The following is a 14,906-nucleotide window of genomic DNA, read 5'->3' as shown; positions in this document are numbered from 1 at the left end:
CGGAACCCGGCCAGGATTCCGAGCGTGAGCTATCCCTGCCCGTTCTGCCAGGCGCCCGCGTCGCTGGAAACCGGCTGTCCCACCTGTGGCCGGGCACCCGACCCCGACGCCGACGAGGTGGTTCGCCTCAATGCCGAGATCGCCGAACTGTCGGTGTCGGCGGAGCGGGCCCGCCAGGTGTACGCCGACCTGTCGGCTCAGTTGGCCGCCGCGCACCGGCGACGCGAGGAGGCCGCCGCCCGGGTCCGGGCGACGGCGTTCCTGGGTTTGCGCCCGGCCCCGGTTCCCGTCGTGGCGGCCCCCGCCGTTCCCGCGCCGATCGGGGAGACCACACCGCGTACTGCCCAGAACGTGCTGTTCGTCCTGGGTGGACTGCTGGTCGGCGCGGCCGCGATCGTGTTCACCGGGGTGGCGTGGGCGACCTACGGCGTGGCCGCGCGGGCGGTGATCCTCGCGGTGGTCACCGCGCTGGTGCTCGCCGTGCCGCCGGTGACCGCGCGGCGCGGGCTGCGCTCGACCGCGGAGACGTTCGCGGCCATCGGCATGCTGCTGGTGGTGCTCGACGGCTATGCGGCCTGGTACGCGAACCTGTTCGGCATCGGTGCCATCGACGGCGCCGGTTACGCGGCGCTGGTCTGCGCGTTCACGGCGGCGGTCGGCGCTGCGTACGGGCGGCTGACCCGGCTCGGTGCGCCGGCGCTGGCCGCGCTGGTGGCGGCTCAACCCGTCCTACCCCTGATCGCGCAGTGGCTCGACGCGTCGGCGTTCGGCTGGTCGGCGGCGTTCGCCGGCACCGCGGCGGCCAACCTGGCGGTCGTGCGGTTCTTCGCCGGCCCGGCCCGGGTGATCGGCTGGATCGGTTTCGGGTGCGCGTTGATCGCGTCGGGCGTTTTCGCGCTCGCCGTGCTGGTCTTCGACACGGACACGCCGACGCTGCTGACCGGCGTACCGGTGTTGCTGGTGGCCGTGCTCCTGGCGGCGGCCGGCCCGCTCGGCCGGGTGGGCTGGCTACGCGCTGTCGGTGCGGCCACCGTGCCACCGGCGCTGGCGATCGTGATCCTGCGCCCGGTGGCGCAGTCGCACGGGTCCGTCCTGCTGATCGTTGCTGCCGCGACGGTGCTGGTGATCGCGCTGGCCGCGCTGCGCCTGCCGGTGGGCCGCCCTGGCGCGTTGCTGACGGCCGCGGTCTTCGTGTTGCTGTCCGGGGTGGCGGCGCTGACGGTCGCCGCCTCCACGATGGTCGACTCGATGCCGCCGTTCACTGCCAGCACCGAGCCGGCGGCGCTGCCCTCGGATTGGCAGCTTCCCGCCGCATTGGTGCTGGGCACGGCGGCGCTCGCGTCGCTGGTCCCGCGGGGGTTGCGAAACCCGGTGCTTACCGCCGGCGCCGCGCTGGTGGTACTGGCCCTGCCGACCTGGCTGCCACTGCCGTGGTGGGCGGTGTCCACGATGGACCTGGTGGCGGCGGCCGTCGTGCTGCTGGCGCTGCGCCCCGCCGCGGAGATCCACGTCGTGGCCGGGGTGCTGACCGCGCACGCCGTCGTGGTCGGCCTGGCCCGCCCATGGTCGACGGCCATGGTGTTCGGCGCGGTGAGCGTGCTCGGTTTGGCTGCGGCGGTCCGGTCGCGGCGCGGTGCGGCCCAGTGGTGCGCGCTCGGCCTGGCGGCGTTCCCGGCGGCGATGGCGGCGACCGTCTACGCGGCCGGCGCCGGTGGGCCCTGGCCCGCCCGTGCGGCCCTCGCGGCCGTCGCGGTGCCGCTGGGCGCGATCTTCCTGTTCGGCCGGCTGGCGCGTTTCGCCGGCTACGCGTCGGCAGCGGCGTTCGCGCTCGCGCTGTCGGCGCTGGTGGCGGGCGCCTGGCCAGACCTGGCCGACCTGGGCGAGCCGGCCGGCGTCTACGCCTCGGCGGCGCTGCTCGTCGTCGCGGTTGCAGCGCTCGGCGTGCGCGGCCCCGCGCGGGTGGCCACCCGGATCGCGGCCTGGCCGCTCATCGGCATCGCGGTGGTCGCGACGGCGCCGACCCTGGTGTCGCTCCTGTCCAAGCCCTACGCGTGGTGGGGACACGGCTGGTCGGGCGCGCCGTCCGGGGTCGGCCTGACCCCGTCGGGCCCCCTCGACCTGACCGCCGGCCCAGCGGCGACCCTCCTGATCCTGGCGGCGGTGAGCGCCACCTTCGTCGTGCGCACCGCACCGCTGGTGGGCGCGCCGATCCCGACCGACGGCGCGACCAACCCTGACCCGGGCGCGGGGCCGGTTGTCGGACCGGCATCCGACGGCGGCCCTGCGCCCGTCGAACCCCCGACCGCCCCCGCCGGCCCGGCGCCCGCCGGTGGTGCGGCGCCCGCTGGTGGTGCGGCCTCTGCCGGTGGTCCGGCGCGTGACGGTGGCTTTGCGCCAATCGACGGCCAGGGGGCCGGGCCCGGCGCCGGCGACGCCCCGGAGACCGCGGGCGCCGACGAACCGGAGCAAGCGGCGAGCGATCAGGCCACGCCGCCAGCGGGAGCCGCAGGCCGGCCGCTCGCCCTCGTGCTGCGGGATCCGGTGGCGCGCGGCATGGCGCTGGTCGTGGCCGGATTCCTGGCCGTCTGCGGTGTCCTGGCCGCCCTCGCGGTCGCCGGCGCTCGCTGGCCCACGGTCCCGGCGGCGGCACTCGCCGCGGGCATCGCGTTCGGCATCGCCGCCGCGGTCCGCCCGGCGCGCGCCGGCGCGGTCCTTCCCGCCCTCCTCTTGGCCGGCTCGGGCCTGTCCGGCCTGCTGCCCACCGAACCCGCCACCCTCGCGGCCTTCGGCGCCCTGATCGCGGCCGGCGCGGCAGCCGGCGCCGCCGGAACGACGACGGCAGCCCGCGTCACCGGCTGGCTGACGACGATCGGTGCCGGCGCCGGGTTCGCCGTCGCGGCGGTCGCCGCCGCCGACCTGCCACTGCGCCGCGCCGCCTTCCCGGTGCTCGCGGTCGGCGTGCTGGCCCTGGCCCTCGGCTACCTGTTGCGCCGACGCCGCCCGGGCCTGGAGGCGCAGGCCGTGGACGCCGTCGGCCACGTCGCGGTGCTCCCGGCCCTGCTGCTGGCCTGGAACGGCGACCTGCGGACGGCGGCCGCGGTCGCCACCGTCTGGGGCGCGGTGCTGGCCGTCCGCGCCGTGCTGCCGGGCGAGGCGGCTCGGCGGCCGTTGGCCCTGGCCGCGGCGGCCAGCGAACTGCTGGCCTGGTGGCTGCTGCTCGCCGCGAACGACGTCGCCCTCCGGGAGGCCTACACCCTCCCGGCGGCGGCGCTGGCCATCGTCGCCGGCTACGTCGCCCTGCACCGCAACGCCCGCCTCGGCAGTTGGGTCGCCCTCGGCCCCGGCCTGGCCGCGGCCCTGCTGCCCAGCCTCGCCTCGATCCTGGTCGAGGGCGGCCAACCCGTCCGCCGGCTGCTGCTCGGCGCCGCCGCGGTCGCGATCGTGCTGGTCGGCACCCACCGCCGGTGGCGCGCGCCGGTCGTCGCCGGCGGGACCACCCTGATCCTGCTGATCATCCACGAGCTGGCGGTGTGGGACCTGCTGCCGCGGTGGGCCTATCTCGCCGCGGGCGGGCTCGCGTTGATCGCGGTCGCGATCACCTACGAAAGGCGGCTGCGCGATCTGCGTCGCGTTCGCGGCGCGTTGGCCCGGATGACCTGATCGGGCCGAGGGGGGTAGGGCTGGCACCACCATGGGTTCGGGGGACCATGGGCTTCTGGCCGGGTCGCCGGGCCGGAACGCTGGTGTCATGACAGTGATCGCCCAGGAACGGGCCCAGGAACGCCGCGGGAGCGACTTCGCCCAGCTCGCCCGCGAGATCGCCGCAGCGGGCCTGATGCGGCGGCGACCCGGCCGGTACGTGCTGACCGTGGGCCTTGTCGGCCTGTTCTTCGCCGCCACCTGGGCCGCCTTCGTCGTCGTCGGCAACTCGTGGTGGACGCTCGCCGTGGCGGCCGTGCTGGCCGTGGCGACCACCCAGGTGGCCTTCCTGGGGCACGACGCCGGTCACCGGCAGATGTTCCGCAGCCGCCGGCCCAGCGACATCGCCGGCCTGACCTTCGGCAACCTGGCCACCGGGCTCAGCTTCGGCTGGTGGATCGACAAGCACGCCCGGCACCACGCCAACCCCAACCACGAAGACCACGACCCCGACATCGGCGAGGGCGCGCTGGTCTGGACCGAGAAGCAGGCCGCGAAGCGTACCGGCTTCGGTCGCTGGGCCGCCCGGCACCAGGCCTGGCTGTTCTTCCCGCTGCTCACCCTCGAGGGCCTCAACCTGCACGTGGCGAGCTTCCGGGCGCTGTTCAGCGTGCCGATGCGGCACCGCCGGGCCGAGGCCGCACTGATGCTGCTGCACACGGCCGGCTATCTCGCCCTGGTCTTCTCCGTGCTCCCGGTGGGCAAGGCGTTCGCTTTCATGGCCATCCACCAGGCGCTCTGGGGCGTCTACATGGGCCTCTCGTTCGCGCCCAACCACAAGGGCATGCCGATCCTGACCGCGGAAGACGAACTCGACTTCCTGCGCAAGCAGGTGCTCACCTCGCGTGACGTGCTCGGCGGCCGCTGGGTCGACGTCGCGCTCGGCGGGCTCAACTTCCAGGTCGAGCACCACCTGTTCCCGAGCATGCCGCGACACAACCTGCGCCAGGCCGCGCCGATCGTCCGCGCCTACTGCGCCGAGCAGGGCGTGCCCTACGTGTGGACCGGGCTGGTCGACTCCTACCGGCAGGCGCTGCGCCACATGGACAGCGTCGCCGACTGACCGGAACAGCCCGTATCCCCGCCGGAGCGGGGGCGCCGACGGGGGTACGGGAGGGGGAGAGCAATGCCTACTTGGCGCCGAGGGCCTGGAGCAGCGACTCCGGGGCCTCGACCACGTCGGCGGCCGGCGGTGTGTCGACCGCTACCGTGGCGCCGAAGTCCGAGTAGGTGGTTTTCATCGTGCCGAGCTGGGGGTCGATCGAGCTGAGGTCGATCGCCAGCTCGGTCAGCCGGCCCTGGTCGTCGACCGCGGCGGTGAACGGGACCTTGTTGCCCTTGCCGCCCAGCACGTCGACCGAGACGCCACTGCCGGCGACCTTGGTCAGGTCGATCGTCCCCTTGTAGGTGCCGTTGCCGGCGTCGGTGACGTCGGCCATCCGCTCGACGAACTTGCCGGCACCGGCCGCGTCGCCGTCGGGCAGCGCGTCGAACGTGGTGCCGGCCAGCCGCGCACCGTCGATGTGCAGCCACTTGCCCGCCTCGACACCGGGGACGCCGGTTGCCTGCAGCCAGGCGTCCTCGCCGATCGATCGCAGGTCGACGGTCGACGAGGTGCCGATCTTCACGCTCATGGTGGCCTTGTCGGCCCGCGGGTCGAGGTTGCCGGTGCTGCGCACCGTCGCCGACTCCAGCGTGACCTTCACCGTGTCGTCGTTGAGCTTCTGCGCGGCGGCGGTCAGCTTCGCCGTGGCCGCGCTGGGAGGCGAGGCGTCGGAGGCGCCCGCCGATGGGGTGGATGACACGATCGGCGCGGCGGTGTTGCCGCAACCGGCGAGTCCGATGCAGAGCGCGGCGAACACGCCGAGCCCGGTGGTCGCTAGTCGTATCCGCATGCGGGCAAAGGTGCCCGGTCCACCCCAACGGCAAACGTCGATCAGCCGCCGGTGAGCAACTTGACCACGTCGTCGGGTGCGGGGACCGTGTCGCCGGCCGGCGGCGGCTCGACCGTGACGGCCGTGCCGAAGTCGGAGTAGGTGGCCGTGGTCTTGCCCGCGCTCGGCTCGGCCGGGCTGACGTCGATCGTCGTGCTGGTCAGCCGGCCCTGGTCGTCGACCGTCGCGGTGAACGGCAGCGCCTTGAACTTCTCACCGAGCGAGGCCGCGGCCGCCTTGTTGGTGCTGGTCTTGGTCAGGTCGATGGTGCCGCTGAACTTGCCCGGACCGTCCTTCTTGATGTCGGAGATCGCGTCGAGGATCCGCTGCGTGCCGGCCGGGTCGCTCTCCGGGAACACGTCGAACGAGGAACCGGCGAGCCGGTCACCAGCGATCTTGAGCCACTTGCCGGCCTCGACGCCCGGCATGCCGTCGGCCTGCAGGTAGACGTCGGTGCCGATGGTGCGAACCTGGATCTTCAGCTCGCGCCCGGCGGCGGCCACTGTCATCGTCATCTCGCCGAGCTTGCGCTGCGGGTCGAGGCTGCCGGTGCTGTGGCTGCCGGCCGACTCCAGCTTCATCTTCATCGTCGTGTCGTTGAGCTTGCGCGCCGCGGCGGCCAACTCGTCGGTGGGGTCGGCCGGAGCGGCCGAGGTGGCGGCCGGGGCGCTGCCCGTCGAACCGCTCGGAGAGTCGCCGTCGGCACCGCACCCGGCGACGGTCAGTGACAGGGCGGACAGCACAGCAAGCCCCGTGAACAATTGTCGTATCCGCATGCGTAACAGTTAACCGGCGCAGTCAAATTGGCGGCGGACGCGCGGTGAGACCTCGCGTCACCACCCTCGGTGACCTGCCAACAACCGCCGTTGCGCGGGTGCGGGCGGAGGGTAGGGTCTCTGGCGTGGCAGAGGTGTTGGGCGCCGATGACCTGCAGGCGGCGCTGGCCGGGCTCGACGGCTGGGCGGGTGACCCGTCGGGGATCAGCCGCGGCGCCGAGCTGGCCAGCTTCCCGGGCGCGATCGCGGTGGTCGACCGCGTCGCGGAGGTGGCCGAGGAACTCGACCACCATCCCGACATCGACATCCGCTGGCGGCGCCTGCGGTTCACGCTGAGCACGCATTCCGCCGGCGGCGTCACGGCCAAAGACCTCGAGCTGGCCCGCCGCATCGACACGATCGTGCGGGAGGCGGCATGAGGTTCGAGATCAGCCGCGTACTCGATGCGATCGAAAGCCGGCTCTGCCTCGACCCGGCGCTGGCCCGGGCGGTCATCGACCTGGGCGAGGTGAGCCGCTTCGTCGACCTCGACGGCGGCCGCCCGGCGACCCTGCTGCGCCTCGGCATCGCGGTCGACGCCCTCGGCCGCCAGGTCGAAGAGGAGAACGTCCCGGTCTACGTGATCGCGCCGCGCGCGCTGATCTCCGACGCCGACCTGACCTCCAACGAACGCATGGTGGTGCGCCGCTGGGCCGACGACGGCCGCATCGAGGTGCTCCGCGAGCCCGGCGACCGCATCCTGGAGGTCGCCGAGCTGCTCGGCCTGCCGGTGCTGAGCCGCAACCGCTTCGACGGCGCCCGGCAACGCTACGGCTGGCTGGCCCAGCCCGGCCGGCTGCTCGCCCCGGTCACCGGCCCCGGCGGCCCGACGCTGATCGCCCGCGTCGGCGGCGGCGCCCACCCCGACACCGGCGACCCGTCACCGGCCGGCATGAAGCTGCTGTCCCGGCTGTGGCGCTGCCCCGAGCCGGGCTGCTCGTCCTACGGCGCCAAGCCGGCCGGTCGCCCCGGCGGCCAGCCGCCACCGACCCTGCGCACCGGCGCACCCACCTGCCCCCGCCACGAGCAGCGTCTGGGCGACGGCGGCCCCCGCCCACGGGTCGAGGTCCTCTCGGCGCGCGTCGGCGGCGTGGTGCGGCAACGCTTCGTGGTCGCCGCCGACCACCCGGTCACCGTTGGCCGGGCACCCGACCGTGGCGTGATGCTCGGCCAGTGGCTGACTGACGAGGCCCGCCGTTGGATCAGCCGCAACCACGTCCGCTTCGAGCTGCGTGGCCCCGACCTGATCGTGCAGGACCTCAGCACCAACGGCACCGGCCTGCGGCCCGGCGGCTCGATCGACGAGGAAAACCGCATGACACTCAAATCGACCAGCCGTTCGCTGCAACTGGGCGACGTGGTCGAGCTCTACCCGGGCGTCCAGGTCGCTCGCTCGCGCACCTGGACCACCGGCGGCGTCACCAACCCGGGCTCGGTCATGGCCGAAGCCCCGACGATGTCGATGCGAGCCCTCGACAGATAAGAGCCCATGCGGTCCCGGGTCCGCCGGGGGCGCGACCGTCGCTCCCGCCGGAGACCGGGCCGGGCCCCAGGGGGCCCGGCCCTGCCAGATCCGCGGTCCACAAGCCAAGCCCGCCCGCGCCACCCGGCCGACCACGCCGCTTCGCTCCTTGCTTCGCACCCTTACGGGAAGCGCCCCCGCGCGGGCGGCGCTTCCTACAGGGGTGCAGAGCAAAGGGCCGCCCGGTGCGGGGCCGGGACCTGGTCCGCTACTTGAGGATGGCCTTCAGGGCGGCGACCGCGACGTCGATGTCGTCCTTGTCGATGATCAGCGGTGGCGCCAGGCGCAAGGTCGAGCCGTGGGTGTCCTTGGCCAGTATTCCGCGCTCCGCCAGGCGTTCGCAGGCCTCGCGACCCGTCATCAGCGCCGGGTCGACGTCGATCCCCGCCCACAGGCCGCGGCCACGGACGGCCAGCAGGCCCTGCCCGACCAGGTTCTGCAGCCCGGCGTGCAGGTAGGCGCCCTGCTCCTTCGCCGCCGCCTGGTAGGTGCCGGTCTTCAGGAGCTTGACCACCTCGATGGCCACGGCGCAGGCGAGCGGGTTGCCGCCGAACGTCGAGCCGTGCTGGCCAGGCTTGATCACGCCGAGCACGTCGCTGTCGGCCGCGATCGCCGAGACCGGGACGATGCCGCCGCCCAGGGCCTTGCCCAGGATGTAGACGTCGGGCACGACCGACTCGTGGTCGCAGGCGAACGTGTCGCCGGTGCGGCCCAGGCCGGACTGGATCTCGTCGGCGACGAACAGCACGTCGCGCTCGGTGCACAGGGCCCGCACGCCCGGCAGGTAGCCGTCCGGCGGGACCACGACGCCCTGCTCGCCCTGGATCGGCTCGATCATCACCGCGACGGTCGTCTCGTCGATCGCGGCGGCCATCGCGGCCAGGTCGCCGTAAGGGACGATGCGGAAACCGGGTGTGTAGGGACCGAAGTCGTCGTGCGCGTCCGGGTCGGTGGAGAACGAGATGATCGTCGTCGTACGCCCGTGGAAGTTGCCGTCGGCGACCACGATCGTGGCCTGGTCGGCCGGCACGCCCTTGACCCGGTAGCCCCACTTGCGCGAGATCTTGATGGCGGTCTCGACCGCCTCCGCGCCGGTGTTCATCGGCAGGACCTGGTCCTTGCCGCACAGGTCGGCCAGGCTTGAGCAGAACTCGGCGAACTGGTCGTGCACGAAGGCCCGGCTGGTCAGCGTGACCCGGTCGAGCTGGGCGTGCGCGGCCGCGGTCAGCGCCGGGTGCCGGTGCCCGAAGTTGAGCGCCGAGTAGCCGGCCAGGAAGTCAAGGTAGCGGCGACCGTCGATGTCGGTGACCCAGGAACCCTCGCCGGTCGCGATCACGACCGGGATCGGGTGGTAGTTGTGTGCCGTGTGGCGTTCCGCGTCGCGGATCGCGGCGGGCGTGCGCAGCACGTCGTCGAGAATCATGAGTCGGCTCCTCCGCCCGGGCGCAGTTCGAGCGTGCAGCACTTGGGCCCGCCGCCCGCCTTGCGTAGTTCAGACATGTCTACACCGATTGTGCGATAACCCCGCTCGCGCAGCGCCGCACCGAGACCGGCGGCCTGCGTCGGCAGCACCACGGTCGTGCCGTCGCTGACCGCGTTGAGCCCGAGCACCTCGGCGTCGGCGATGGTCGCCAGCACCGCGTCGGGGAACAGCCGGCGCAGCACCGCCTGCGAGCCCGGCGAGAACGCCTCGGGCAGGTAGGCCACCTTGGCCGGGCCGACGCCGTCCGAACCCGACAGCACGCACAGCGCGGTGTCGAGGTGGTAGAACCGCGGGTCGACCAGTTGCAGCGTGATCACCGGCCGGCCGAGCACCTCCTGGGCCCGGGCGTGCGCGGCGTGCGTGGTGCGGAACCCGGTGCCGGCGAGCACGACGTCGCCGGCGAGCATCAGGTCGCCCTCGCCCTCGTTGACGAACTTCGCCTCGTGTACGGCGTAGCCGGCGCGCTCGAACCAGGACCGGTAGGCCGGACCCTCGTCGGCCCGCTCGGGGTCACGGAACTGGACGGCGAGCACGGTGCCGTCGACCACGGTCGCGCCGTTGGCGGCGAACACCATGTCGGGCAAACCGGGCAACGGGTCGATTTCCTCGACAGTGTGGCCGAGGTCGGTGAAGACCTGCCGCAACCGGGTCCACTGCTCGATCGCCAGCGCCGTGTCGTACGGCGCGGTCGGGTCCATCCAGGGGTTGATCTTGTAGTTCACGGCGAAGTACGTCGGCCGACACATGAGGTATCGCCGCCCGCCGACCGAGTCCATCGTCATGCGGCAACGCTATGTGCGCAGGTCGGACCCGGGCCATGGGAAACGATTGCGTCCTGCGGAAGATCGTTGCGTCATTGCTGTGCGGCACCGTTGATTCGTTGCGCGGCCCAGACAGCTGTATGGGGGGCAGCCACACCGCTGCCCCCCATAAGAACCACGGGGTCTGTGAACCACTTCGCCCAGGTTGTGCTGGAGCGGTTGTCCGTGCCGCTCCGGCACCAGTGATTCCCGCTAGAACCAACCGTCAAACTGTGAGTCAAGCCACCCGCGGAGCCGCTCCACCCAGTCACCGTCGGTGGTCGGCCAGCCGAAGGCGCCGGAGAAGGCCAGGATGCCGATCACCACGGCGGCTCCGCCGATCAGCAGGCCGAGCATGGCGTCGAGCTTGCCGGCCACGTGCCGCTTACGGGTCGCGCTGAACGCGAACATGGCCAGCAGCACGCCGATCGCGCCGGCCGCGATGCCATAGCCGGCGAGCGCCCCGCTGAGCACGAGGAACGCGCCGCTGATGCCGAACACCAGGCTCAACGTGGCCAGGGCGCTGGTCCGGGGCCGGGGACCGGCCGGCACGACCGGGGTCGGCTCGGGCCGGGTTTCGGCGTCGGGGTCGAGCGGCCGGTCGTCGGTCCGGCGAAGCTCGGCTCCCCGCGCGTCGGTCAGGTCGGTATCGGTCCGCCGGGCGTCGGCCAGCCGGGCGTCGGTCAGGTCGGTATCGGTCCGCCGGGCCTCGGTCAGGTCGGCGTCGGCCAACCGGGTGTCGGCACGCCGGGTGTCCGCCCGCCGGGCGTCGGTCACGTCGGTGTCGGCCCGACGCGCGTCGGCGAGATCGGTGTCGGCGAGGCGCCGTTCGGCCGCTGTCGGCGCGTTGGGGCCGGCCGGGGAAGTCGGCCGGACCGGTGCGGTCGCGACCGGCGCACCGGTCGCGGGATCGGTGACCCGGGTGCGGTCGCGGTCGGCCCAGCGGCCCCACAGGGTGGGGCGCTCAGCGGGCCGGTCGGTGACGACGGCCGGATCGCTCGCGGTGCGGTTCTCGTCCGCGTCGGCGCTTTCGTCGCGCCGGGCGAACGAAGGAATCTTGACCACAGCACACCTCCATCAAGGGCTACCCGGAGGCCGTTACCCATCGTGGCCGAAATTCATGCCTGGCTATGCGCCGGTCCCGCGTCAGAGCACGCCCAACGCCTCGACCGTCTTGCGGGCCGCGATCAAGACCGGATCCCAGACCGGGGCGTACGGCGGTGCGTACCCGAGGTCGAGCCCGACCATCTCCTCGACGGTCATGTTGTTCCACAGTGCCACCGCGAGCGGGTCGATCCGCTTCGCCGCCTCGGACCGCCCGACGATCTGGGCGCCGAGCAGTCGCCCGGTGCCCCGCTCCGCGAGCAGCTTGATGGTCATCGGGTCGGCGCCGGGGAAGTAGCCGGCCCGGTTGGTCGACTCGACCGTCGCGGTGACGAACGCGTAGCCGGCCGCGTCGGCCTCGCGGGACAGCAGGCCGGTGCGGGCCACCTCGAGGCCGCAGACCCGGGTCACCGCGGTGCCGATCACGCCGGGGAAGGTCGCGTAGCCGCCGCCGATGTTGATGCCGGCGACCCGGCCCTGCTTGTTGGCGTGCGTGCCCAGCGGGATGTGCACCGGCCGGCCGGTGACCCGGTGCACCGACTCGACACAGTCGCCGGTCGCCCAGACACCGTCCTTGCCGACCACCCGCATCCGCAGGTCGACCCGGACGCCGCCGGTGGGACCCAGCGGCAGCCCGGCCGTCGCGGCCAGTGCGGTGTTGGGTCGGATGCCCAGGCCCAGCACGACGATGTCGGCCGGGATCGGGCCCTCCTCGGTGCGTACGGCGGTGACCACGTCGTCGCGGTGGTCCAGACCTGTGACGGCGAGCCCGGTGCGCACGTCGACGCCGAGCGTGCGCAGCGTGTCGGTGACCAGCGCACCCATGTCGGGGTCGACCGTCGACATCGGCTGCTGGCCGCGCTCGACCAGGGTCACCGAGAGCCCGCGGTTGATCATCGCCTCGGCCATCTCGACGCCGATGTAGCCGCCGCCGACGACCACGGCGTGCTTGGGCTTCGGGTCGCGCAGGAGCCAGGCGTGCAGGGCGTCGCCGTCGTCGAGGGTCTGCACGCCGAAGACGCCGCGGATTCCCTCCACCGCCCACGGCGGATGCACGGGCAGCGCGCCGGTGGCGTACACCAGTTGGTCGAAAGGTTCGCGCACTTCCCGCCGGCCCTCGTCGAGGGCCACCGCCGTCACCTCGCGCCGGTCGAGGTCGATGTCGACCACCTCGTGCCGGGTGCGCACGTCGATGTCGAAGTCGTCGCGGAACACCGCGGGCTGGCGGGCGATCAACTCGGTGCGGTCGTCGACCAGGCCGCCGACCCAGTAGGGGATGCCGCAGGCCGAGTAGGACGTGTAGCGGCCCTTCTCGAAGCCCACGATGGACAGATCGGAGGCCGGTCGGCGCTTGCGGGCCTGCGACGCGGCGGACATGCCGGCCGCGTCGCCGCCGACGACCACGAGGCGCTCAGCCACGGGTCTGCGTCGCGAGGTAGTCGATCACCTGGCTCATCTCTCCGGTGCGGGTGAAGACCGAGCGCTGGCGGGCGGCGCCGGTGCCGTGGGTGTGCAGGCGACCAAGAAGATACGTCACCGTCTCCAGGTCGCCGTGCCGTTCCAGGTGCGGGCCGACCCGGTCGAACAGCCGTCGCATCAGCTGCCAGGCCGGGTGGGTACCGCCCTCGAAGAGGTCGACGGCGAGGCCTTCGAGACCGTCGTGCGCGGCCCGCCAGTGCGCGGCGACGAGCATGTGGTGGTCGATCGGCAAGGCCGGGCGGCCGGCCTCGATGTCGTCGAGCGCGGCCGAGACCAGACCGCGGATCAGCGCCGCGACCAGGATCGTGTCGTCGATGCTGAGGCAGACGTCGCCGATCCGGATCTCCACGGTCGGCAGGTGCGAGGAGAGCCGGGCATACCAGTAGAGCATCCCCTCGTCGAGCAGCATGCCCGAGTCGATCAGCTCCTGGACCAGCGCGAGGTAGTGGGCGTGCGACTCGAGCCACGGCGTCGGGCCGACCGGGGGCCAGCGGTTCCAGAGCACCGAGCGCCAACTGGCGTAGCCGGTGTCGCGGCCGTTGTAGAACGGCGAGTTGGTGGTCGCCGCGTGCAGCACGGGCAGCCAGGGGCGCAGGTGATTGAGCACCTCGACGCCGATCTCCGGACCCGGGATGCCGACGTGCACGTGCATGCCGTTGTAGCCGGGGCCGGGGGAGACCATGCCGTAGCGCTCGATCATCCGGTGGAACCGCGGGTCGTCGAAGATCGGAGGGCTGTTCTCGTCGGGCGGCCCGGCCGGCCCGGTGCCCACGGCGAGCATCTGGAATCCGGCCCGCTCGGCCGCCTCCGACAGGCCCGCGCGCAGGAAACCCAGCGAGCGGGAGAGCGCGTCGAGTTGCAGGCCCGGCGGGCTGCCGATCTCGATCTGGCTGGTCAGGAACTCGTGCTGCACCTGCCCGCGCAGGTCGGGCGGCACCTCGGCGAGGACGGCCTCGGCCGCCTCGGCGGCCGCACCGGTCGCCGGGTCGACCAGGAGGAACTCCTCCTCGACGCCGACGGTCAGCAACGCTCGGTCGGCATCCCGCTCGGCGGCCTCGTGCACCAATTCCGACATGCAACCATCGTTACCCAGCCTTCCGATTCACGAAGCGTAAGCGTCATCCCTCGGATGACGTCGGATCCCGAGCGTCATCCCTCGGATGACGTCGGATCCCGAGCGTCATCCCTCGGATGACGTCGGATCCCGAGCGTCATCCCTCCGAGGAGGGCAGGTCCGGCCGGCCGGCGATCATGTTCTGCAGCCAGTCCTTACCGGCGATCATCGGTGTCCGGATCCGCCGCTCCCGGGTTATCGCGCGGGCCATCTTGCGCTTGGACCGCGGGGTGTCGCGCTGGTAGCGCCAGCGGGCCCAGGGCGAGTGCGGCCGGGCCAGCCGGATCGCGCCGACCAGGATCAGGATCGGGATGAACAGCCCGATCAGGCCGGTCCAGATCTTGCCCTTTATCAGGGTGACGCCGGCGAACAGGAAGTTGGCCACCAGCACGACCGATCCGACGAGCCAGGTGCTGACCGTGGACCCGTCGGAGCCCTGCGTGAAGTTCTCGACGCCGATCGGTCGCACGCCGACCAGCAGCAGGCCGGTGAAGGCGACCGCGATGAAGACGGCGTCGACCGAGGTGCGCCCCTTCTCCGACCAGTAGACGTCGTCGAGGTGCAGGATCAGCGAGAACTCGTCGAGGACCAGCGCCGCGCCGAGGCCGAAGATGCCGGCGAACACCGCGTTGGCGGCCCCGTTGTCGGTGTTGAGCGCGAAGCCGGTGACGCCGGCGATGATCATGAAGATCACTCCGAACACCACGTGGTGGATGTGGGTGCCGCCGGGGCTGACGTTGCCCGGCCACCACTTCACGTTGGCCCGGATCATCCGGACGGAGAACCGGATGAAGGCGAACGTGACGATGAACCCCGCGAAGAAGCAGAACAACGGCAGGCGCCCCGTATCGACGATCGTGCGGGTAAACCAACCTCCCATCGGCGTACCCACCTCCTGCCGTCTTTTAAGTCCGTTTTATGAGAATCATTCTAGGTAGCTGCCTATGGTCGGAGTT

At 72.6% G+C, this 14,906-nt stretch carries 12 protein-coding genes; 4 read left to right on the top strand and 8 right to left on the bottom strand.

From position 1 onward, the window contains the following. Positions 1–24: 24 nt before the first annotated feature. Positions 25–3,660 (top strand): hypothetical protein, encoded by a 3,636-nt coding sequence (locus AB0J74_RS36150; RefSeq protein ID WP_363456873.1) that lies wholly within the window; start codon positions 25–27, stop codon positions 3,658–3,660. Positions 3,661–3,748: 88 nt separating this feature from the next. Further along, positions 3,749–4,762, top strand: coding sequence for an acyl-CoA desaturase (locus AB0J74_RS36145; RefSeq protein ID WP_363456871.1), 1,014 nt, complete (start codon positions 3,749–3,751; stop codon positions 4,760–4,762). A 67-nt stretch (positions 4,763–4,829) separates the two neighbouring features. Here the strand turns inward: AB0J74_RS36145 and AB0J74_RS36140 are convergent, their stop codons facing one another. Next, positions 4,830–5,594: a hypothetical protein gene (locus tag AB0J74_RS36140; protein WP_363456868.1), complete on the bottom strand. Its 765-nt coding sequence runs from the start codon at positions 5,592–5,594 to the stop codon at positions 4,830–4,832. Between the two features lie 41 nt (positions 5,595–5,635). Continuing rightward, on the bottom strand, positions 5,636–6,409 hold the full coding sequence (locus AB0J74_RS36135; protein WP_363456865.1) for a hypothetical protein: 774 nt from the start codon (positions 6,407–6,409) through the stop codon (positions 5,636–5,638). 125 nt (positions 6,410–6,534) lie between these two features. On the opposite strand from AB0J74_RS36135, the gene AB0J74_RS36130 reads away from it, so the two are divergent. Together AB0J74_RS36130 and AB0J74_RS36125 are read left to right on the top strand one after the other, a co-directional pair. Continuing rightward, positions 6,535–6,828 carry a 4a-hydroxytetrahydrobiopterin dehydratase gene (locus AB0J74_RS36130; RefSeq protein ID WP_363456862.1) on the top strand — a complete coding sequence of 98 codons (294 nt, stop codon included), beginning with the start codon at positions 6,535–6,537 and terminating at the stop codon, positions 6,826–6,828. Then, positions 6,825–7,931, top strand: a complete 1,107-nt coding sequence (locus AB0J74_RS36125; RefSeq protein WP_363456859.1) for an FHA domain-containing protein — start codon at positions 6,825–6,827, stop codon at positions 7,929–7,931. The genes AB0J74_RS36130 and AB0J74_RS36125 overlap by 4 nt, the downstream gene beginning before the upstream one ends. 247 nt (positions 7,932–8,178) lie before the next feature. Here the strand turns inward: AB0J74_RS36125 and rocD are convergent, their stop codons facing one another. The 6 genes from rocD to AB0J74_RS36095 form a co-directional block, all read right to left on the bottom strand. Then, on the bottom strand, positions 8,179–9,393 hold the full coding sequence (gene rocD, locus AB0J74_RS36120; protein ID WP_363456856.1) for an ornithine--oxo-acid transaminase: 1,215 nt from the start codon (positions 9,391–9,393) through the stop codon (positions 8,179–8,181). Beyond that, positions 9,390–10,229 (bottom strand): dimethylargininase, encoded by an 840-nt coding sequence (gene ddaH, locus AB0J74_RS36115; RefSeq protein WP_363456922.1) that lies wholly within the window; start codon positions 10,227–10,229, stop codon positions 9,390–9,392. The genes rocD and ddaH overlap by 4 nt, the downstream gene beginning before the upstream one ends. 237 nt (positions 10,230–10,466) lie before the next feature. Then, a complete protein-coding gene (locus AB0J74_RS36110; RefSeq protein ID WP_363456853.1) occupies positions 10,467–11,318 on the bottom strand; it encodes a thrombospondin in 852 nt (283 codons plus the stop codon). A gap of 81 nt (positions 11,319–11,399) precedes the next feature. After that, on the bottom strand, positions 11,400–12,776 hold the full coding sequence (locus AB0J74_RS36105; protein WP_363456850.1) for an FAD-dependent oxidoreductase: 1,377 nt from the start codon (positions 12,774–12,776) through the stop codon (positions 11,400–11,402). Continuing rightward, entirely contained in the window at positions 12,769–13,911 is a 1,143-nt protein-coding gene (locus AB0J74_RS36100) for a glutamate--cysteine ligase (RefSeq protein WP_363456847.1), read from the bottom strand. Before AB0J74_RS36100 ends, AB0J74_RS36105 begins: the two co-directional genes overlap by 8 nt. Positions 13,912–14,047: 136 nt before the next feature. After that, positions 14,048–14,830: a hypothetical protein gene (locus tag AB0J74_RS36095; RefSeq protein ID WP_363456844.1), complete on the bottom strand. Its 783-nt coding sequence runs from the start codon at positions 14,828–14,830 to the stop codon at positions 14,048–14,050. Between the last annotated feature and the right edge of the window lie 76 nt (positions 14,831–14,906).

The organism is Asanoa sp. NPDC049573 (genome assembly GCF_040676615.1).
Lineage (GTDB): Bacteria > Actinomycetota > Actinomycetes > Mycobacteriales > Micromonosporaceae > Asanoa.
Note: the sequence above shows the minus strand (reverse complement) of the source record. Positions and strands in the feature narration are given on the sequence as shown.